Origin of the sequence: Endozoicomonas sp. 8E (assembly GCF_032883915.1) — a bacterium.
Lineage (GTDB): Bacteria > Pseudomonadota > Gammaproteobacteria > Pseudomonadales > Endozoicomonadaceae > Endozoicomonas_A.
Map to the genome: position 1 here is coordinate 2,329,041 of NZ_CP120717.1, position 21,583 is coordinate 2,350,623.

A 21,583-nucleotide genomic window follows, 5' to 3' on the forward strand; every position below is an offset into this window, starting at 1 on the left:
TCAGGCTCCTAGGCAAGGAGGTAGCTTTTAATTAAGGCTGTCTGCTGGGGTTGCAGGTGGAAAGCTTGATTGAGAGGCACTTCTCTTGTCGTGACCGTGAATCTTCTGATTATCGCCCTTTTGCCATTCGTCAAAGGCTCCAAGAGTGTAGAAGTAAGGAATACTTTCTGCATGAGAGAATGACCATCCAGGCACATTTTCCCTGAAGTATTTCTCCCAGCCATTTTCAAACAGTTTCATGGTGCGATCCCGGCGTTCACGGAACTGCAGATAATTTTCGTGCCGGGTCCAGCCATGCATCATGTCACTTGCTTCAACACGGCCTGCATACTCTGCGTCGGTTTCATTGAAGCGTTGAGGTGTAGCAATAGACGTACGTTTCACATATTCATCGTCCGTTTCACCGACGCCTGCCCAGCGACTGATCTTGTCAAGAGTTCGGCCCAGAGGTCCACCCAGCCATTGAGTGAGCATCTTGCTGTCGTTCATAAAGAAGTCGTAAGTAAGACTCGACGCCAGAGCGAAGCCGAAGGTTTGAGCGTAGCTAAATCCGGATAGCAGACCGTGGGCGTATGCTCCAACAGTAGCAATCGGGCCCAGCGCGAGCGCGGCTGTGGCAGAAGTCAGCGTTTTCACTTTTTGTGGTGTTACCCGATGCAGCAGTGGTACCTGAACCCCTTGACCGGAACCCATGGACTTCACTATTTCGGGCACCAGACGCAGAATACTTTGGTACATAGGCGGGTTGGCGTTGTACTGTCTGGCAAACAACAGGGAGCCGGTTCTCAGCAGAATCACTGAGGAAGCGGCTTTACCCAATGGCATGGCCAGCCCGCCCACTTCAGAGACGCGTTCAATTCCAATGTGGTTTGCGTATTGGCTGGTTCGGTTAAGATCAACACCATAGCCTTCCAGCCAGTGCTGGAAAGGTGTGAGCATCCGGTGCAGGTAATCACCCCTGTTGGTTAGATCCAGAAGATAGAGGAATGACACGTTCGAGAGGGATAGCTCGACAGCCTGCCAGGTGCTGTGGGTCGCCAGCAGAGGGGTGTAGCTGGAGAAGTACCAGGTGACAGCCTGTACCAGAAAAGCTGAAGGTTTGACCCAGTACTCATTCAGCTGGTGCTCAATTGCTGCGGCATGAGCCTGCATCAGGGTGCTGTTGATAGCCTTGATCAGGTCTGATTCAGACAGGCCGACAGCATTGGCATAAGGTGTCAGGGTATCCTGAACTTTGGTCAGGAAGGCCGCCGTCCTGTGGCCGTTTTCAAAGGCAATATCGTCAAGAATATAGTTGGCTATGACCGCAGCAGCATACTCTTTCATGCCAGCAACAGACTCTTTTATACCCGCCGGGCCAGTCACAGTCACAGTCACAGTCACAGGAGTAAAGGCACTGTGCATGAATTCATCGACTCCCTCATCGGACAGCATCTGGATAGTGGCTCTGAAGCAAGGCAGGTTGACGCCGTGTTTGTAGCCAAGGAAGTGTTCAAATTCATTCACTGTCTGATAACCTTCAACACCTCTGACAGCCTTCATGTGGTTCTCAAGTTCAATCTTGCTGATCAGACCTTCACGCAGCAAAGCTATGATTTTGTTACCACTGGCAGAATGGGCAGTGAAGTATTTCGAAAAGTCTTTCATGTCTCCTGACATATGCTCGACATAGTGAATACCTGCCAAGCCTGAGCCGCGAATTTCGTCGTCGTATTCTTGTGCCCCTTTTTCTATCTCATACAATGCCTGGTGCGTCAGAATCTGGACTTCTTTGAAGGCATTCAGGGGTTGACCTTCTAGAGGCTCGGGAGAGGATTCCGGAAAGGTTGTCTTCAGGCTCTTGAAAACTTCCACAATCCGGCTGGCCTGTATAAACGTCAGTTTGTCTCCGGCCAGTGCCTGCAAGCGAATCGCTGCAAACTCATTGTCAAAATCGAAATTCGCAAGGGATGGTATTGCCTTACCACTTTCTTGCGCTGCTTTTGTCAGGCCAATGGCGGCTTCCAAAGCTTGTTTTTTGAGGGGATGCTGCTGCGTGAATTTGTGGATAGCATTCAGAACTTTTGCCTGCTTTGGCGTGTACTGGAAGGGGCTGCCGTCATTTTCGACGGTTTTCTCTGCCGCCTTCAGGACTCCCTTCATTCTCTCAATGTCTGCTTTCCTGGCTTTAATCTCATCTTCCAGACGGGTCTGATCCTGAGTCAGTTGCTGGATCCTGCCGCCGTTACCGTCATGTCCGCCCAGCTGTACCTTTTTGCTTCTCAGGGCATTAACCCGGTGTTCACTGGTGTCAGTGGGGTCTGGTTTAAGACCCACGGCTTTTTCTAGAGGGTCAAGAAACGCTTTATGGAAATCTATCAGGTCTTCTTCTGCTTTTGATAAGGCTTTACTTTTCCGCTCCAGGGCTAAATTCAGCAGGGCTATTTCGTTCTTATGGAGGGTTTCAGCGGACTCATCGGTGTTTGCGGGACGCTTAAGCTCCTCTTTTTTAAGGTCCAGCCTCTGTTGTGTATTCCTCTCTTCAAGCCGTGCATTGCTCACCTTCATGCTTTTTCTGTCGTGAATACGAAGAAATTGCAAAATCTGAGCGTACTTGTCCCAGGTTGAAGGCAGTTCACCCAATGCTTCATAAAGTTCATCGTTATTGTCCAGACTACCAGTATTTTTATTGTCTACAACGACAGTAGAGTAATCAGCTTCTGCCAGTAAACTGAGGTCATCTCCATCTGTCAGGGTTTTCAGTTGCTCAAGGATTTCATCTCGTTTTTCTTCGCTGTATTCCCGCAGGTAATGTTTGACATCCTCCATTCGCTCTTCGGGACGTTGTGCGTCACTTGCAGTCAGACCCAGGTCGGTCTGAAGTTGTTTCATTGCCTGATTGACAATCGTGTTGTCTTCATCAGGGACAGGTTGCAGCTCAGCACGGCTCCCTGCAAATACCACGCGTTTGCCACGAAGCCTGTTCAGTTTGCGATGAACATTTGTCAGCTCACTTTCAGCCTCTTTTAGTGCCCGTCTGGCCTTGGCTGCATCACGATCAAGAACGAATCGTGGCTTAGCTCCCAGACGAGCCATTTGCCTGTCAAGTTCATTATCAATGGCGGCGATACGCTCATTAACATCAGGCAGGCCGACATTGACAACTTCTTCGTCCAGCCGTTGGAGTTTTGTTTCAATCAGACTGTTCTGGTCTTCGAGGGTGGCATCATCTTTATAGTCCTCAATGTTGAGTCGATAAGCTATTTCATTGTTCCAGACTCTTCTGGCGGCTTCATCGTCGTAAAGTGCGTTTGATTTTGCGATTAATTCCTGAATTTTGGTTCTCAGGGTATCCTTTCGGTCAGACAGGTCGTCATCCATGTCAAATGCTATATCCAGATCTTTGGCCAGTTTGACAGTGAAAACCTGACCTCTTTTTTGAGCAGCAGAGTTTTCGCTAATGTCGATGTTTAGCTTGTCCTCTAAAGTTTTTAGCATAGAAGTCTGTTGTCTTATGGCTTGTTCATACGCATCTTCGAAAAAAAAGTTAAGACATCTTTGAAGCCTCCAGGGTCTTGTTTCTCTTTGTTCGTAAGCAGGTGAAATGTTTCCTTTCCAGTAAGGGGAGTCTATGTCGTCCAGCATTTTTTCGGTGATATCATCGTCCTCAAGTCTGGTAAGAATCCTGTCGAGTCTTTCCTGGTTGTCATCATCGTCAACGGCATCGATCTTGAGTATTTCTTCCAGGGTTTCCAGTACATCCAGTGCCTCTTCTTCTACCTGCTGCCTGACTTGTTTAATGTATGCCTGAATTTCCTTGGAAATGGCGTCACGACGATAATACACATCGTCCTCGCTACCCGGAATACTCATCGCCAGGGCGTTTTCCAGGGCAGTCAGTTTCCTGAGCACTTCAGGCATGGCTATGGGGTGGCCTGGTGTTCTGATGTCTTCCAGTTCTGTTTCCAAATCTGCGAGACTGTATAACCTGTTGCGTGTTGCTTCTATCTGTGTGTTGCGTTCTTCTATTGTGCTGCCTTCTTCCCAAGGGTCGTAAAAGCCAGTCACATAATCTCCGATGAGTTTGGCGTCAATGTCTTCTTCGCTGCTTTGAGCAGGCAGTGTCCGGATGCTCTGAAAGATAAATTCCTGGTGTTCATCGGGTGAATTATCCTGACTATGAAGTCTGTCAGGCAGGTCTGCTTGCCAAAGATTCAGTCTGTTAATCTTCCCCAGTTCAGTGTTCAGTGACTGAATTCTCCGAACCAGGCGTTTTTGTTGAACGGCGACATCTGCATTGCTATCAAAATCCTTAATATTTAAATGTACGGCAATGGTTTTATAATGAGCTTTGATTGCAGCTCTTTTTCCAGCCTCTGTGCTGGTCCTCTGAAGATGCTGTCGGAATAGAGTTCCCTGCTGATTAAGGTGCTTCATAATGGCTTGGTGACGGGCTTCCAGGCTGGCTTCACTGACCGGGACCAGACCGAGGTGACTTTCAACGACAGCCAGCCTGTGGCAGGCCTCGACATTAGCGGGTTCTGCATTTTCTTGTATATAACGTTGAATAGACTGAAAGCGTGCGCTCAGATCGTTTTCATTGACCGGAGTAATACCGAACGGGCCTTCCATCGCTGTCAGCTCTGCTTTTGCTGCTTCTTCGTCGAACTCTTCTGCTGCGGCCATCACCTGGTTGATTTCATCCAGTTTTATTGAGATGAGTTTGGCTTGTTCTTTTGATGGCCGGGTATCATCCCAGTCATCAATACCCAGTTTTTCTGCCAGTTGAGCGTTATAAGCTTTGTTGGCTTCTGCTCTGGCATCACGGGCCTGTCGTTCCAGGTAAGGGATTCGTCTGACTTCGTGTTGAAGTTTCCGAAGCAGGTTTTCCATTTCTTCCTGTCTGGCAGTAAATTGTGAAAGCTTATCCTCAAGTTGCCGGTGGAGATACAGTGCTCTCTGTCTTACCTTTTCACTGACGCTGAATTCTTCTGATACGAGTCTTAACAGGCTTTCAACCCGGGTGAGTTCGGCTACTGTTGCCAGATGATCTTCCAGTATGAGCTCCCTCTCAATCAGTTGTCTGGCCATATCGCTCAGGACTTTGGAAACATAAGGGTCGTCGTGAAAAATATCGGTCAGTGGTTCGGAGACACCGGTTATGAGATTTAGCATACTCTGAACAAAATGCTGTTTAGTCAGAAGCTCTCTCAGTTGGGGTCTGAAGCAGAAATGTTTTGTGAGTTGGATCTGCAGCCAGGTTGGTGTGATGGCCGTCGAAACGACTCTGATGTGTTCCAGCGTAAGTTCAAACTCATCGTTTCCGTAAATTCCATAGGGAGTAGCACTGGCTAATGCCTGCTGAAGAGATTCATAGTATGCAAGCGCTTGCATCGCCTGTTGATCTTCGTCTGCAAGCGTCCTCGGTTGATCTTTGTTAAGGGCGGCTACGTGTCTCGTAACAAACCCCTCCAGCACTGTCATCTGCATGCTACGAATGACGTACTGGTAGCTTTTGACCTTATATTTTTTAACCTTTGTTACCACTTCGAGGGAGGGGGGATTACCTTCAGCTTTTTTCCAGAGGTCATAGAGGTTTTCTACAAAAGCGATATCATGGGGGTTCAGCCTCTGACCATGAAAAACAATCACCTCCCCCCGAGCTTCTGTTACTTCCAGCTTTGGATAACCCGCAGGCACAGGGTAAACCTGTGTGTCGTCCTCGACGTGTACAACGTAGCCGACGGGTTTGCTGTGTGCCAACAGTTCATTAAGAGCCTTTTGTTGTAAATCCTCTTCCAGCACATGAACCTGGATATAGGCAGATGCAGCTGCTGCCAGGAGAACATCATCATTGACAAAGAGTGATTGTCCCAGACGTTGCAGATCAGGAGGCTGATCGCCTGCAGCGAGAAGACGCATGAAAGTACGCCCATTCACCTCAACTTCTTCTACTTGAATGGTGGCAAGGGGAACATAGTGATGATTTGCGCCGAGGTTTCCTGCCACGTAATTGACAGCTTTAAGTAAATTAGCCAGTTGTCCGGGGCTGGCGATTTTCGTTAACGGTTCTAATTCGCTGTTAACTAATTGGTAACGAACAGTCTCAACTGAATGCTGATCGGTCATTCCGCCTCTGACTTCGATGACCAGAACCTTTTCTTTAAGATTATGGGTGAACCTGAAGGCTGCCTCATTACCCACTTTAAGGACTTTGGTGTATTTTTTGGCAACGCCATTCTCGCCTGTTTCAAACAGATCAACACTGGAAACGCAGCCATCAACATCAGCAAGAACTTCTGTGAAGCCTTTAGAAGGAAAGGCATAGATGGCCCTGTAATCAGTCTTATCACGGTAGGTAGTTGTATAGGATTTGGGTATTGGCTGCTGGTCCTGACCCAGGGTTGGCCGAACCATGACCTCACTGTGGGTAAACTTCACATGTCCATTATTTATAATATCGGCGGACTTTGTCTGCAGCTTGCGATCGGCCAGTGCCTGTGTAGCAATGATGGAAGAACTGATTACAAAAGTCAGGGCAAAGCTTAACGTATTGGGGCGAGCTTTTGTCATTCTACTACCTCAGAGCTGAGTACTGTTTACCGTGAAAAGTGATTTTTTCCTCAAGTGGAGAAGCGGTTTCTAATCGCTCATGGCTGTTAATCGCTCATGGCTGTTTCGATGAGCCGTTGAGAGAATCTAGTTCACAGTTGCAAATCAGGTAAACTGTCGAGCGAATTTATACCAGTCGAACTTTCTAACTCCTTATTGCGCTGAAGATTTGAGTTGTTTTTTTACGAAAGGAAAAGATTCATTAACAGAGTTACAATTCGTTCCCACGCTCTGAGGGGGTCGAAAAACTCGTTCTCGTCATTCCCGCGAAGGCGGGTGTCGCAAAACCCTCTCCAGCGAGGGAACGAGTTGACTCCCGTCATTCCCGACTTCATTCTCGTCATTCCCGCGAAGGCGGGAATCCACACAGACTCACCACCAGAACCATACTGCCCGATGCCCCCTTGGCCTTGTCATCCCCGAGAAGGCAGAGATCCACCGTTGGCGCTGGATTCCCGCCTTCGCGGGAATGACGACCTCTGAGCATGGGAACAAGCTGTTGGAGTTTTGCGACACCCTCAGAGCGAGGGAACGAGTTGACTCCCGTCATTCCCGACTTCATTCTCGTCATTCCCGCGAAGGCGGGAATCCACACAGACTCACCACCAGAACCATACTGCCCGATGCCCCCTTGGCCTTGTCATCCCCGAGAAGGCAGAGATCCACCGTTGGCGCTGGATTCCCGCCTTCGCGGGAATGACGACCTCTGAGCATGGGAACGAACTGGTGGAGTTTTGCGACACCCTCAGAGCGAGGGAACGAGTTGACTCCCGTCATTCCCGACTTCATTCTCGTCATTCTCGACTTCATTCTCGTCATTCCCGACTTCATTCTCGTCATTCCCGCGAAGGCGGGAATCCACACAGACTCACCACCAGAACCATACTGCCCGATGCTCCCTTGGCCTTGTCATCCCCGAGAAGGCAGAGATCCACCGTTGGCGCTGGATTCCCGCCTTCGCGGGAATGACGACCTCTGAGCATGGGAACAAGCTGTTGGAGTTTTGCGACACCCTCAGAGCGAGGGAACGAGTTGACTCCCGTCATTCCCGACTTCATTCTCGTCATTCCCGACTTCATTCTCGTCATTCCCGCGAAGGCGGGAATCCACACAGACTCACCACCAGAACCATACTGCCCGATGCTCCCTTGGCCTTGTCATCCCCGAGAAGGCAGAGATCCACCGTTGGCACTGGATTCCCGCCTTCGCGGGAATGACGACCTCTGAGCATGGGAACAAGCTGTTGGAGTTTTGCGACACCCTCAGAGCGAGGGAACGAGTTGACTCCCGTCATTCCCGACTTCATTCTCGTCATTCCCGACTTCATTCTCGTCATTCCCGACTTCATTCTCGTCATTCCCGCGAAGGCGGGAATCCACACAGACTCACCACCAGAACCATACTGCCCGATGCTCCCTTGGCCTTGTCATCCCCGAGAAGGCAGAGATCCACCGTTGGCACTGGATTCCCGCCTTCGCGGGAATGACGACCTCTGAGCATGGGAACAAGCTGTTGGAGTTTTGCGACACCCTCAGAGCGAGGGAACGAGTTGACTCCCGTCATTCCCGACTTCATTCTCGTCATTCTCGACTTCATTCTCGTCATTCCCGCGAAGGCGGGAATCCACACAGACTCACCACCAGAACCATACTGCCCGATGCCCCCTTGGCCTTGTCATCCCCGAGAAGGCAGAGATCCACCGTTGGCGCTGGATTCCCGCCTTCGCGGGAATGACGACCTCTGAGCATGGGAACAAGCTGTTGGAGTTTTGCGACACCCTCAGAGCGAGGGAACGAGTTGACTCCCGTCATTCCCGACTTCATTCTCGTCATTCCCGCGAAGGCGGGAATCCACACAGACTCACCACCAGAACCATACTGCCCGGAGTCCCCCTGGCCTTGTCATCCCCGAGAAGGCAGAGACCAACTGTTGACCCTGGATTCCCGCCTTCGCGGGAATGACGACCTCAGAGCATGGGAACGAGCTGTTGGAGTTTTGCGACAGCCTCAGAGCGTGGGAATGAGTTGTTGGGCTTTTGCGACAGCCGCCTTCGCGGGAATGACGACCTCAGAGCGATGGAACGACTTGTTGGAGTTCTGCGACACCCTCAGAGCGTGGGAACGAGTTGATTCATGAACAGAGTTTAATCAATTGCCTGATCTGAAAGAAACCGGTAGGTATTCCCTTAAACCGGTTTCTTTTGCATGGCAGTGGAGGGATCATCCAATGGTTTCTGATATCAAAGTTCGTTGCGGGGGTTCTTGTCTTTATGATCAGTCAGTGCTGCTTTCCTCTCGTAGAAGGCGCCCAGAGTGTAAGAGTAAGGAATACTTTCTGCGTGGGAGAATGACCATTTAGGCACATTTTCCCTGAAGTATTTCTCCCAGCCATTCTCAAACAGCTTCATGGTGCGCTCACGGCGTTCACGGAACTGCAGATAATTTTCGTGTCGAGTCCATCCATACATCGTGTTGTTTGCTTTAACACGACTAGCGTATTCTTCATCGGTTTCACTGAAGCCCTGAGGCGAAGCAATAGCGGTGCGTTGTAAATACTCATCGTCTGTTTCACCCAGGCCGCGCCAGCGATTAATTTTGTCAAGACAACGTCCAAGAGGTCCACCCAGCCATTGAGTGAGTATCTTGTTGTCGTTCATAAAAAAGTCGAAAGTGAGACTCGACGCCAGAGCCAAGCCGAAGGTTTGAGCATAGGTGAACCCGGATATAAGACCGTGGGCGTACGCTCCGACAGTAGCTACCGGACCCAGCACCAGGCCGGCGGTGGCAGCAGCCAGAGTTTTCACTTTTTGTGGCGTCGCCCTGTGCAGCAGCGGTACCTGAATCCCTTGTCCGGACCCCATGGACTTCACTATTTCGGGCACCAGACGGAAAATGCTGCGATACCTCTGTGGGTTGGCGTTATGCTGTCTGGCAAACAGCGCAGAGCCTGTTTTCAACAGAATCACTGAGGACGCGGCTTTACCCAATGACATCGCCAGTCCACCCACTTCGGAGATTTGTTCAATGCCACTGTGGTAGGCATATTGCCCGGTTCGGTCAAGATCAACACGGTAGCGTTCCAGCCAGTGCTGGAAAGGTGTGAGCATTCTGTGCAGATAATCCCCCCTGTTGGTCAGGTCCAGCAGATAGAGAAGCGACATGTTTGAGAGGGACAGCGTGCTAGCCTGCGAGACGGTATGAGTCGTCAGTAGCGGTTTGTAGCTGGAGAGGTACCAGGTGACAGCCTGTACCAGGAAGGCTGAAGGTTTGACCCAGTATTCCTTTAGCTGCCACTCAACCGCTGCGGCATGAGCCTGCATCAAGGTGTCATGAATAGCCTTGATCAGGTCTGATTCAGACAGGCTGACAGCATTGGCATAAGGTGTCAGGGTATCCTGAACATTAATCAGGAAGGCAGCTGTCCTGCGGCCATTTTCAAAGGCAATATCGTCAAGAACGTAGTTGGCTATGACTGCGGCTGCGTAGTCTTTCATGCCGACAAGCGACTCTTTCATACCTGCCGGACCCATCAGAGTCCCGGTCACTGGATTAAAGACACTCTGCATGAATGCCTCGGCACTCTCATCGGACAGCATCTGGACAACCTTCCTGAACTCAGGCACCTTGACGCCGTGTTTATAACCAAGGAAGTGCTCAAATTCAGCCACTGTCTGATAACCGTCGACACCTCTGACGGCCTTCATGTAGTTTTCAAGTTCAACCTTACTGATCAGGCCTTCACGAAGCAAAGCCATGATTTTTTTACCACTGGCAGAATGGCTGGCAAAGTATTCCGGGAAGCTTTTCAGGTCCCCTGGTAGATGCTCGACAAAGTGAATGCCCGCTGAGCCTATGTCACGAATTTCGTCATCGTATTGTTGAGACGCGGTTTTTATCTCATTTCTGGCTCTTTGCACCAGAATCTGGGCTTCTCTAATGGCATTTCGAAATGGGTGCTCCGCAGGCTCGAAGGGATAATCCCGGAAGATCGTCTTCAGGCTCTTGAAAACTTCCACAATCCAACTGGCCTGTTTAAACGTCAGTTCGTCTCCGGCCAATGCCTGCAAGCGAATTGGTGCAAATTCATCATTAAAATCGAAAGTCTTGAGGCAGGGTATTGTCTTACCGCTTTCTACTGCAGATTCTGCCAAGCTCATCGCGGCTCCCAGAGCTTGTTTTTTGAGAAGGTGCTGCTGAGTGAATGTGTGTATAGCGTCCAGAACTTTTGCCTGTTTCGGTGTGTACTGGAAGGGACCACCATCATTTTTGACGGCTTCTTCGGCAGCCTTCAGGACTTTTTTCATTCTCTCAATATCTGCTCCAGAGGCTTCAATTTCAGCTTTCGGGTGGGCCTGTTTCTGAATCAGCTGTTGGATCTTGTCGCCAAATCCGGCATCGACTTGATCAGTTGCGTCCCGGGCATAAGTATCTGAATGGTCTTTAATAGCAATAACGTAATGGGCTGCTTCCAGCGATGCGGGGTCGCCATCTATCCGGATGTCCAGATTTGTTTTGGTTCTCAGTTCCTCAACGATTTCATCTCGTATTTCTACACTGCATTCCAGCAGGAAATTTATAATGTCCTCTACTCGCTCTTTATTGGTTTGCTCATCACCTGCAGACAGACCCAGCTCGGTCTGATATTGTTTCATTGCCTGATTGAGCGTCGTATCGTCTTTATCTGAAGTATCTTTGAATTCAGTATGGCTACCCAAAGAGACCAATTGTTTGCGACGAATAGCATCCAGATTGTGATTAGCAGTCTCTGGCTCACTTTCAGCTTCTTCTACTGCTCGCCTGGCTGTGGCTAACTCACGATCAAGAACGTATCGGGGTTTGGATCCCAGGCGAGCCATTTGCCTGTCAAGCTCATTCTCAATGGCTGCGATACGCTCATTGACATCAGGCTGACCCACTTTGAAAACTTCTTCATCCAGTTGTTCAAGCTTTTCTCTAATCAGACTCTTTTGTTCGTTTATGCCGGCATCATCTCTGTAGTCATTAATGTTGAGTTGATCAGCAATTTTATTGTTACTGACCCTTTTAACACCTTCATCGTCATAAGTTTCCTCTAGTTCTTCCATTAATTCCTGAAGTCTTTCTCTCAGGGTATCCTTCTGGTCAGACAGGTCGGCATCGTCTGCAAACCCTATATGCAGTTTACTGGCCAGTTTAGCGAAGAAAGTTTCTCCTCTTTCCTGAGCAGCAGGGTTTTCATGAGTGTCAATATTTAGCTTGTCCTCCAGAGCGATAAGATAATCTGCCTGTCGTTCTCTGGCCCGCTGATCCGATTCTTCGACTTTGAAGGTAATCCAATCACGAATACTGCGCAGTACCAAATCCATCTTAACCAGACTCCACTCCAGGTCTTTCTCCGGGTCTTCCATCAGATCAGGCCTTTTTCCTTCCCACCGGAGGATCTTGTCCATCTGATCCAGCTCGTGATTTGAGATATCACCGCCATCAAGCCTTGAAAGAACCCTTTTCAGTCTTGCTGCTTTGTCATCACCTTCATTGATGTTGATGCTGAGTATCCCTTCCATGGATTTCAGTACGGCCAGGGCCTCTTCGTCTGACTGCTGTCGGGCTTCTCTGATGTATATCCGGATAGCTTCAGAAATGACCTGACGATGGTAATACACATCGTTCTCTTCGCGGAGGTGCTCTTTCTCAAAAACGCTTTGCACGGCAAGAAGGGTCCTGAATACTTCAGGCATGACTTTGGGGTGGCCTGGTGTTCTGATGTCTTCCAGTTCGTTTTCCAGCTTTGAAAGCTCGAAGAGCTTGTCATGTACCATTAACTCGAGATTGACGCGGTCTTCCAGACTGCTGTCTTCATTCAGATCAATACCCAGAACTGCTGCCAGAGAAGCTTTTCTGAGTCCGGTGTAATAATCCTCCATATTGAGCTGCTCAACCATTTTCATAAGTGTTTGAATCAGATGTTCTTGCTGAACGTCAATATCTGCATTGCTATCAAAATCCTTGATGTTTAAATATGCGGCAATAGTCGTAAAGCGTTTTTTTATTTCTGCTGCTTTTTTAGCCTCTGAGCTGGTGATTTGTTGCTGAAAGGCTTGCTGACCAGCCTCCAGGTCGTCTTCATTAAGTGGGACAACAATAAGCCTGGCTCCAATAGTCGCCAGATTTTCCTCCAGAGCTTGTTTCTGTGACTGTGCTGTTGGGGCTACCAATCTGAAGATTTCAGTAATTTTTTTGCTGATCAGTCTGGCTTGCTCTTCCAGTGGTTGGGTATCATCCCAGTCCTCAATACCAAGCTCTGTTGCTGTTTGAGCGTTGCGAGCTTTTGTGGCATCTGTTCTGGCATCATGAACTTGTTTTTTTAGCAATGGAATTTGATCGGCTTCCCGTTGAAGCGTCTCTATCTGGTTTACCAGAGCATCTACCGTGCCATGAATCTTCGCAAGCTCATCCACAAGTTGCTGATTTAACTCCTCCATTCTCAAGTTTTGCCCGATACCTTGAGCGGCTGATGCGAATAAGCGACTGGTTAATTCACTTTGTTTTGCCAGCACGGCCTCTATTGTCCTGAGCTTCTCTAACTCGTTTTCCATCTCAAGCAGTTGCCCGACAAAGTCACCAATGACTCTGGCAGTAAAGTCTTCGCCAAGGCCAGAAGAATCATCAGAAGGATAAATATGAGAATCAACATACGAATTGGTGAGAAATAGTAAAGCTTTATGAATATCCTGAACAAATTGCCCGTTAGCCAGAAGATTTCTAAGTACAGGTTTGAAGCCGAAGTGTCTTAACAGTTGAATATGCACCCAGGTTGGCGTGGTCAACTCCGAAGTGAAATAGACGTGTTCTGATGTGAATTCAACTTCATCTGCTCCATCTGAAACAGCGCTGGCCAATGCCAGCTGAAGCCCTTCAAAGTAGGCAAGCTCGTACACCTTATCACCGTCTTCTTTAACGAAGTTGAGTCCGGTATGGCGCTTTGCGGCCAAATCCTCCAGTATTGTCATCTGCCTGCTTCGAATGATGTACCGGTAGCTTTTGACCTTGTCTTTTTTAACCTGTGCAGTGTCCTTGTTATCATAACCGGTACCCCAATTCGAGACGCCATAGAGATTTTGCACAAGGGCGATATCGGTTGGGCTCTGTTTCTGACCATGGAAGACAATAATCTCCCCCGGAGTCTCAGTCACTTCCAGTTTTGGATAACCAGCAGGGACAGGATAAGCCTGTGTCTCATCCTCGACGTGTACAACATAGCCGACGGGGTTATGGTATGACAGCAGATCTTCCAGGGCTCTCTGTTGTATATCTTTCCCCAGAACATGCACCTGGGTATAGGCAGAGGTGGCCGCTGCCAAAAGCACCTCATCATTGACAAAAAGTGACTGACCCAGACGCTGCAGCTCAGGGGGCTGATCGCCTGCGGCGACAAGGCGCATGAAGGTGCGCCCGTCCACCTCAACCTTATCTACTTCAAGGGTGGCAAGGGCAATATAGTTATCGGCTTCGCCAAGGTTTCCTGCTCTTTCATTCGCACCTTTCAGTACCCTCACCAGATGATCGGGGCTGGCCATTCCAGTAAACGGTTCCAATGTCCAGGCGTCCCCTGATTGAGCGCGAACAGCCCCAATTGAATCCTGATGGGTCATACTGTTTCTGACTTCGATAAGCAGTTTCTCTTCTGCAAGGTTATGGGTAAACCTGAAGACCCCCTCATTACCCACCTTCAGGACTTTGGTGTACTTCTGAGCAACGTTATTCTCGTCTGTCTCAAACTGATCAACACTGGAAACGCCACCCTCGATGCCAGAAAGAACGTCTGTGAAGCCTTCAGAAGGAATGTCATAGCCTGCTCTGATTTCAGTCTGATCAGGGTAGGTGGTGGTAAAGGATTTGGGTATTGGCTGCAAGTTATCATCCAAAGTTGGCGTAACGATGACCTCACTCTGGGTAAACTCCACCTGTTCACTGCCCGAAAAATCAACAGATTTTGTCTGCAGCCTGCGACTGGCCAGTGCGTCTGTAGCAATGATGAAAGAGCTGATTGCAACGGCCACGGCAAGGCTTAATGCATTGGGGCGGATATTTCTCATTCTACTACCTCGAAGCTGAGTATTTTTATTACTGCGAAAAGCGATTGCCACACCAGGCGAGGAAGCGACTTCTAATCGCTTATGGCTGTCAATCACTTATTCGAGTAGCTTCAAGGCTCTTTTACTTTAACGGAGAAATCTCAGTGGGCTCAGAAGGAAAGCTCACACATGGCGCCATCACCGGTGTTTTGTCACCGGTGTGGTTCTAATGGTAGTTGCTAGTCGCGTGATTAATTCACCGGCACTTTCTTATTGCCCCGTTGCTACTCGTAGAAGGCTCCAAGAGTGTAGAAGTAAGGAATACTTTCTGCATGGGAGAACGACCATTTGGGCACATTCTCCCTGAAGTATTTCTCCCAGCCATTCTCATACAGTTCCATGGTGCGATCCCGGCGTTCGCGGAACTGCAGGTAATTTTCATGTCGCGTCCAGCCATACAGGGTGCCGTTGGCTTTAACACGGTTTGTATAGTCTTTATCGGTTTCACTGAAGCGTTGAGGTGTAGCAACAGCCGTACGTTTCACATATTTATCTTGCGTTTCACCCACGCCCAGCCAGCGATTAATTTTGTCAAGACTGCGGCCCAGAGGTCCACCCAGCCATTGAGTGAGCATCCTGTTTTCGTTCATAAAGAAGTCATAAGTGAGGCTCGACGCCAGCGCGAATCCGAAGGTTTGGGCGTAGGTAAACCCGGATAAAAGGCCGTGGGCGTATGTTCCGAAGGTGGCTACCGGGCCCAGCATCAGACCGGCTGTGGCCGAGGCCAGGGTTTTCACTTTTTGTGGCGTCACCCTGTGCAGCAGCGGTATCTGAACTCCCTGTCCGGAACCCATGGATTTCACTATTTCCGGCACCAGACGGGAAATGCTGCGATACATCTGCGGGTTGGCGTTGTACTGTCTGGCAAACAGCATGGTTCCGGTTCTCAGCAGAATGACTGAAGACGCAGCTTTGCCCAATGGCATGGCCAGCCCACCTAATTCAGAGATTTGTTCAATTTCACTGTGGTAGGCATATTGCCCGGTTCGATCAAGATCAACACCATAACGTTCCAGCCAGTGCTGGAAAGGTGTCAGCATCCGATGCAGGTAATCACCCCTGTTGGTCAGATCCAGAAGATAGAGGAACGACATGTTTGAGAGGGACAGCTCAGCAGCCTGCCAGGTGCTGTGGCTGGCCAGCAGGGGTTTGTAGCTGGAGAAGTACCAGGTGACAGCCTGTACCAGAAAGGCTGAAGGCTTGACCCAGTAATCCAACAGCTGTCGTTCAACCGCTGCGGCATGGGCCTGCATTAATGTGCCATGAACAGTTTCGATCAGGTCTGACTCAGATATTCCGGCAGCGTGGGCATAAGGCGTCAGGGTATCCCGAACATTGCTCAGGAAGGCTGCCGTCCTGCGACCGTTTTCAAAGGCAATATCGTCAAGAACGTAGTTGGCGATGACCGCAGCTGCGTACTCTTTCATGCCGGCAACAGATTCTTTCATACCCGTCGGGCCAGTGGCTGTCAGAGCTACTGGGTCAAAGGCACTTTGCATGAATGCCTCAACAGCCTTGTCGGACAACATCCGGACAACCTTCTTGAAGTTGGGTACATGGACGTCGTGTTTGTAGCCAAGAAAGTGTTCAAATTCATCCACTGTCTGATAACCGTCGACACCTCTGACGGCCTTCATGTAGTTCTCAAGCTCGATTTTGCTGATCAGTCCTTCCCGCAGCAGGGCCATGATCTTGTTGCCACTGGCAGAATGGCTGGCAAAGTATTCCGAGAAGCCTTTCAGATCCTCTGGTTCATGTTCGACGAAGTAAATGGCTCTTTTGCCCATGCCGTGTATTCCATCGTCGTATTGTTGAGCCCCGGTTGTCATCTCATACCGGGCCCTGTCTGCCAGAGCCTGGACTTGTTCAATGACATTCTGAGGCTGATCTTCTGCGGGCTCGACAGGGGAGAGCGGGATGCTCGTCTTCAGGCTTTTGAAGACTTCCACCATCCGACTGGCCTGATTAAACGTCAGATCGTCACCGACCGCCTGCAGGCGAATCGTTGCAAATTCATCGTTAAAATCGAAAGTCGCAAGGCAGGGTATTGTTTTACCGTTTTTGACTGCCGATTCTGCCAGGCCCACTGCGGCATCCAGAGCCTGTTGCCTGAGAGGGTGCTGCTGTATGAAGGTGTCCATATCGGTCAGAACTTTTGCCTGTCTCGGCGTGAGCTGGTAGGGGCCGCCATTATTTTCGACGGCTTCTTCTGCTGCCTTCAGGACTTTCTCCATGCTCCCAATGTCTGCTTTCCTGGCTTCAATCTTAATTCTCAGGTCAGCCCATTCCTGGAGCAATTGATTGATCTTGCCGCCGCTACCATCATGCCCGCCCAGTTGTGTCTGTTTTTCTACCAGAGCATTAATCCGGTGTTCACAGGTGTCAGTGGGGTCTGGTTTGAGACCAGCAGCTTCTTCAGTGGCGTCAAGCGCCGCTTTATGATGATCTACCAGAGCTTTTTGTGCTTTTGATACAGCATCATTTGCCTGCTTCAATATTAAGCCCAGCCTGTCCATTTCGTTCATATGCAGGATTTTAGCTGTCTGATCGATGTCGCCGGGATCGATCATCTCCTTTTCTTTACGATCCAGCTTCTTTTTTGCACTCGACTCTTTAATCAGTGCATTCCCCAATTCAGAGCTTTTTATGAAGTGCTGCTCCAGGAATTTCATGATTTGAAGGTACTTTTTCCTGGTTAAAAGCAGTTCACCCAATGCTTCATTGTTTTCGTTCTGACCAAGAGAATCAGCAGAGGTTGCAATGGCAATAAAGTCATCAGCATCTGCCACTGAACCGGAGTCACCCTTTATCTGGATGACCAGACCTGTTTTGGTCTTCAGCTCATTAAGGATTTCACCCCGTCGTTCTCTACTGCATCCACACAGGAAGTCCCTGAAGTCCTTTAATCGCTCCTCGGTGGTTTGTTTGTCACCAGCAGTCAGATCCAACTCGATCTGAACTTGTTTCATTGCCTGATTGAGAGCCCTGTTCTCTTCATCCGAGAGATCCTGGATTTCAGTAGTGTGCCCCGCAAATAATATCCGTTTGCCACGAAGTGTCGTCAGCCTGCGATGAGCGGCTGCCAGTTCACTTTCAGTTTTTTGTATTGCCTGCCTGGCCCTGGCTAGCTCGCGATCAAGAACATATCGGGGTTTAGGCCCCAGCCGGGCCATTTGCCTGTCAAGCTCACGCTCAATGACTGTGATACGCTCATAAATGGTAGGCCGACCTGCTATGCAGAATCCTTCATCCATCTCCCGGAGTTTTTCTTTAATCAAGTTTTTCTGCTCATCCAGAGAAACAGTAACCTTATATTCATCAAAATTAAGTTGATGAGCCATTTCATTGTTTGCAGCCCTTGTGAAATCTTCACTGTCAAGGAAGTCGCCTACATTTACTCTCAATGCCTGAATTTTGTCTCTTAGTACATTCCTCTGGTCATTGAGGCTGACACCTTTTTCAAATTCAACTTTTAGATTCCTGGCACTTGCGGCAATATAATTCTTGAGTCTTTCTCTGGCAGAAGGGTTTTCACTCGTGTAGATGTTCAGCTCCTGCTCTACAGCTTCAAGCATCTCCCTCTGTTGGCCTGGGACACGGGCATCCACATCCGGGGTGTGGATATGAAAGGCAAGACGATCAAGAAGTTTCAAGATTCTGGTTGCACTGTTTTTACCTGCAGGCGAGATATCTTCTGTCCAGAGGGAATTTTCCATCTCATCCAGCATGGATTCTGAGAAGTCTCCGTTCTTTAGTTTTTCTGAAACCCTCCCAAACCTTGTTGCTTTGTGATCATCTTTGTTGACCTCGATTTTGAATATTTTTTCTACTGTTCCCAGTATTTTCAGAGCCTCTTTTTCTGCCTCCTGTCTTGCTTTTGTGATGTATGTCTGAATCTCCTCGGAAATGGCGTTACGACGGTAATACAGATCTTCCTCGCTATTGAGGTCATCCATCTTCAGGGCTTTTTCTACGGCAGTCAGTTTCTCAAGTACTATAGGCTCGGCACCGGTGTGGCCTGTTGTTCTGATGTGATGGATTTCTTTTTCCAGGTCTGCAAGCTTGTGGAGCTTGACATGTAATGCAAATTCCAGGTCGGTGACTATTTCTGGTGAGGTGTCATCACTCAGATCAATACCGAGCATTGTTGCCAGAACCTCTTTTTTGGCCCTGGTGTAAGAATTCTCTGTATCCTGCTGCTCACTGGTTGTCTGAACTCTCTGAAGCAGGAGTTCGTGTTGAGCAGTGATTGTTTTAAGTTGTTGTTGCAGGCGTTCATTCTGTTCATTCATTGTCTTCAGTTTTTGGAGCAGGTGTTCTTGTTGAACGTCAGCATCTGCGCTGGTGCTCTGTTGCTGAAGAAGTTGTTTATCAATCTCGGTTTGCTGTTGACTCAGGTGTTGCTGAATGGCCTGACGACGGACTTCCGGGTCCTTTGCGTTATCTGAGATCAGACCGAGCTGACTTTCAATGTCAGTCAGAAAATTCTGGATGACCACATTGTTCGGTTCTGCTTTTTTTTGCAGATGTCGTTGAGTGTGCTGATAGAAAGCATCCAGATCCTTGCCATTGTTCAGAGTAATACCGAATATGCTTTCAATGGCGGCCAGTTTTGCTTTTATAGCTTCTTCCCGTGACTGTCCTGTTGTGGCAACTGTTGCGTCATCTTCTGCAGCAACCGGTTTGTCCATTTCAAGAATTTTCTCTCTGATAATTCTGGCTTGTTTTTCCAGTGGCTGGGTATCGTCCCAGCCATCAATAACCAGCTCTGCTGCGAGCCTGGTATTGAAAGCGGCTCTTGCTTTTGCGACGGCATCACGAACCTGTTTGTCAATCATTGGCATTTGATCGATGAGGTGCTGAAAGTTCAGGATGGAGTTTTTCTGTGCTTCGAGCTTTTGTTGATGTTGACACTGAAATCTTTCTTGCAGAATGACCCCGGCAAACATCGTCCAAAGGTGTTTCCGGATGGTTTTTTGACGGTGTTCCGGAGTCTCTTCTTTATTTGGAACCAGACCGAGCTGACCTTCAACGCTAGCCAGTTTTTCCCGTAAAACCTCATCGGTCTGGTCTGCCTGTTGTCGGAGATGCAGCAGAATCAACTCAGAGCGTCCACCCAGATCGTTTTCATTGTATGTAGCAATGCCGAGCTTGCCTTCAATCGCTGCCAGTGTTTCTTTCAGAGTCTTTTCCCGAGACAGTCCTGTTGCGGTCACGGATTGGTGCAATTCATGAGTTTTTTCTCTGAGGAGTATGGCTTGTTCTTCCAGTGATCGGGTGTCATCCCATTCAGTAATACCAAGTACTGCTGCTGCGTGAGCGTAGCGTGCTTTTGTGGTATCGGCACCGGGATCGGATGTTTTCACTGTCTCGAGGAGTTCGGACTCTCTTGCTTTCAGCTTTTCCAGCGTACTTACCATCTCAAGCATCTGTTCGGCAATGTCGGCCATGACTTTGGAGGCAAACCCTGTGTCTTCGCCAACAGCAAAAGCCTTCACCGCATTGTGGAGTAAAAAATTCTCAATATTCTTAACAAAATTATGGTTGATCAGAAGATTTTTAAGTACAGGCTTGAAGTTGAAGTTTTTTATCAGTTGAAACTGCACCCAGATTGGCGTGATGACTGACGAAGCGTCTCTGATATGCGCCGTTGTGAACTCAAATTCATCGGTTTCATCTGGCGTGGCACTGGTTAATGCCTGCTGAAGAGATTCATAGTATCTAAGCTTCGACAGTGTATCTTCGTTCAGCTCAGCATCATTTTGTGCAGCCAACTCAGCAGCAAACTCCTCCAGCAGCTCCATTTGCCTGCTTCTGATAACGTACTGGTAGCTTTTAACCTTGTCTTTTTTAATCTGTGTACTCTGGTCTTTAAATTTATTCCAGAGATCATAGTGGCTTTCCACAAAAGCAATATCGGTGGGATTCTGTTTCTGACCACGGAAAACAATAATCTCCCCCGAAACCTGATCCACTTCCAGCTTTGGATAACCCGCAGGTATAGGATAGACCTGTGTGTCATCCTCGACGTGAACAACATAGCCGACGGGTTTATGGTAGAACAACAGATCATTCAGAGCTTCCTGTTGTAAATCGTCTTTCAGAACATGAACCTGCGTATAGGCAGAGGTGGCTGCTGCCAGAAGCGCTTCATCATTGATAAAGAGTGATTGACCAAGACGCTGCAACCCGGGAGGCTCATCGCCAGCAGCAACAAGACGCATGAAGGTGCGCCCATTGACTTCAACTTCGGTTACTCCAACGGTGGCCAGGGCGACATAGTTATCAGCTTCACCAAGGTTTCCTGCCCTTTCATTGGCACCCTTCAGCAATCCGGCCAGTTGTTCGGGAGTGGCGATTTTTGTTAACGGATCTAACGGCTGGATGTCACCTGATTGATTTCGAATAGCCTCAATGGAATCCTGATCGGTCATTCCGTCTCTGACTTCAATGACCAGTGTTTTTTCTGCAAGGTTATGGGTAAACCTGAAGATCCCTTCATTACCGACTTTCAGGACTTTGGTGTACTTCCGGGCAAAGTCATTGTTGTCGGTTTCAAACAGATCAACACTGGAAACGCCACCCTCGATGCCAGAAAGAATGTCTGTAAAGCCTTTCGAAGGAACCTCATGTTCTGCCTTGATTTCAGTCCGGTCAGGGTAGGTGGTTGTAAAGGATTTCGGTACTGGCTGCCGGTCATCACCTAAAGTTGGCTGAACCATGACCTCACCATGGGTAAACTCCACATGCTCATTGCCCCGAATATCGAAAGACTTTGTCTGCAGCCTGCGATCCGCCAGAGCCTGCGTAACAATGATGGAGGAGCTGATTGCAACAACCACAGCAAGGCTCAATGCATTGGGATGAGCATTTGTCATT

Annotated in this window: 10 protein-coding genes; 7 read left to right on the forward strand and 3 right to left on the reverse strand. The window is 48.9% G+C overall.

All coding sequences use genetic code 11. The features are described from left to right. Positions 1-27: 27 nt before the first annotated feature. Positions 28-6,552: a hypothetical protein gene (locus P6910_RS08085; protein WP_317145760.1), complete on the reverse strand. Its 6,525-nt coding sequence runs from the start codon at positions 6,550-6,552 to the stop codon at positions 28-30. Positions 6,553-6,867: 315 nt separating this feature from the next. On the opposite strand from P6910_RS08085, the gene P6910_RS08090 reads away from it, so the two are divergent. The 7 genes from P6910_RS08090 to P6910_RS08120 are packed head-to-tail and all read left to right on the forward strand — an operon-like array spanning position 6,868 to position 8,727. After that, positions 6,868-7,074 carry a hypothetical protein gene (locus P6910_RS08090; RefSeq protein ID WP_317145761.1) on the forward strand — a complete coding sequence of 69 codons (207 nt, stop codon included), beginning with the start codon at positions 6,868-6,870 and terminating at the stop codon, positions 7,072-7,074. Positions 7,075-7,076: 2 nt separating this feature from the next. Then, complete coding sequence (locus tag P6910_RS08095; RefSeq protein ID WP_317145762.1) at positions 7,077-7,301, forward strand: hypothetical protein; 225 nt, start codon at positions 7,077-7,079, stop codon at positions 7,299-7,301. Positions 7,302-7,303: 2 nt separating this feature from the next. Next, complete coding sequence (locus tag P6910_RS08100; protein ID WP_317145763.1) at positions 7,304-7,570, forward strand: hypothetical protein; 267 nt, start codon at positions 7,304-7,306, stop codon at positions 7,568-7,570. A 2-nt stretch (positions 7,571-7,572) separates the two neighbouring features. Next, entirely contained in the window at positions 7,573-7,818 is a 246-nt protein-coding gene (locus P6910_RS08105; RefSeq protein WP_317145764.1) for a hypothetical protein, read from the forward strand. A gap of 2 nt (positions 7,819-7,820) precedes the next feature. Next, positions 7,821-8,087: a hypothetical protein gene (locus P6910_RS08110; RefSeq protein ID WP_317145765.1), complete on the forward strand. Its 267-nt coding sequence runs from the start codon at positions 7,821-7,823 to the stop codon at positions 8,085-8,087. A gap of 2 nt (positions 8,088-8,089) precedes the next feature. Then, positions 8,090-8,335 (forward strand): hypothetical protein, encoded by a 246-nt coding sequence (locus tag P6910_RS08115; RefSeq protein ID WP_317145766.1) that lies wholly within the window; start codon positions 8,090-8,092, stop codon positions 8,333-8,335. 2 nt (positions 8,336-8,337) lie between these two features. Beyond that, entirely contained in the window at positions 8,338-8,727 is a 390-nt protein-coding gene (locus tag P6910_RS08120) for a hypothetical protein (RefSeq protein ID WP_317145767.1), read from the forward strand. A 103-nt stretch (positions 8,728-8,830) separates the two neighbouring features. Here the strand turns inward: P6910_RS08120 and P6910_RS08125 are convergent, their stop codons facing one another. After that, positions 8,831-14,665 carry a hypothetical protein gene (locus P6910_RS08125; RefSeq protein ID WP_317145768.1) on the reverse strand — a complete coding sequence of 1,945 codons (5,835 nt, stop codon included), beginning with the start codon at positions 14,663-14,665 and terminating at the stop codon, positions 8,831-8,833. Between the two features lie 263 nt (positions 14,666-14,928). Then, positions 14,929-21,582, reverse strand: coding sequence for a hypothetical protein (locus P6910_RS08130; protein ID WP_317145769.1), 6,654 nt, complete (start codon positions 21,580-21,582; stop codon positions 14,929-14,931). Position 21,583 lies beyond the last annotated feature (1 nt).

What these genes read in the sequence shown, in the direction of transcription:
- P6910_RS08105 (WP_317145764.1), top strand. Translation starts at nt 7,573, where the DNA reads ATGGGAACAAGCTGTTGGAGTTTTGCGACACCCTCAGAGCGAGGGAAC.
- P6910_RS08085 (WP_317145760.1), bottom strand. Translation starts at nt 6,552, where the DNA reads ATGACAAAAGCTCGCCCCAATACGTTAAGCTTTGCCCTGACTTTTGTA.
- P6910_RS08095 (WP_317145762.1), top strand. Translation starts at nt 7,077, where the DNA reads ATGGGAACAAGCTGTTGGAGTTTTGCGACACCCTCAGAGCGAGGGAAC.
- P6910_RS08130 (WP_317145769.1), bottom strand. Translation starts at nt 21,582, where the DNA reads ATGACAAATGCTCATCCCAATGCATTGAGCCTTGCTGTGGTTGTTGCA.
- P6910_RS08110 (WP_317145765.1), top strand. Translation starts at nt 7,821, where the DNA reads ATGGGAACAAGCTGTTGGAGTTTTGCGACACCCTCAGAGCGAGGGAAC.
- P6910_RS08100 (WP_317145763.1), top strand. Translation starts at nt 7,304, where the DNA reads ATGGGAACGAACTGGTGGAGTTTTGCGACACCCTCAGAGCGAGGGAAC.
- P6910_RS08115 (WP_317145766.1), top strand. Translation starts at nt 8,090, where the DNA reads ATGGGAACAAGCTGTTGGAGTTTTGCGACACCCTCAGAGCGAGGGAAC.
- P6910_RS08120 (WP_317145767.1), top strand. Translation starts at nt 8,338, where the DNA reads ATGGGAACAAGCTGTTGGAGTTTTGCGACACCCTCAGAGCGAGGGAAC.
- P6910_RS08125 (WP_317145768.1), bottom strand. Translation starts at nt 14,665, where the DNA reads ATGAGAAATATCCGCCCCAATGCATTAAGCCTTGCCGTGGCCGTTGCA.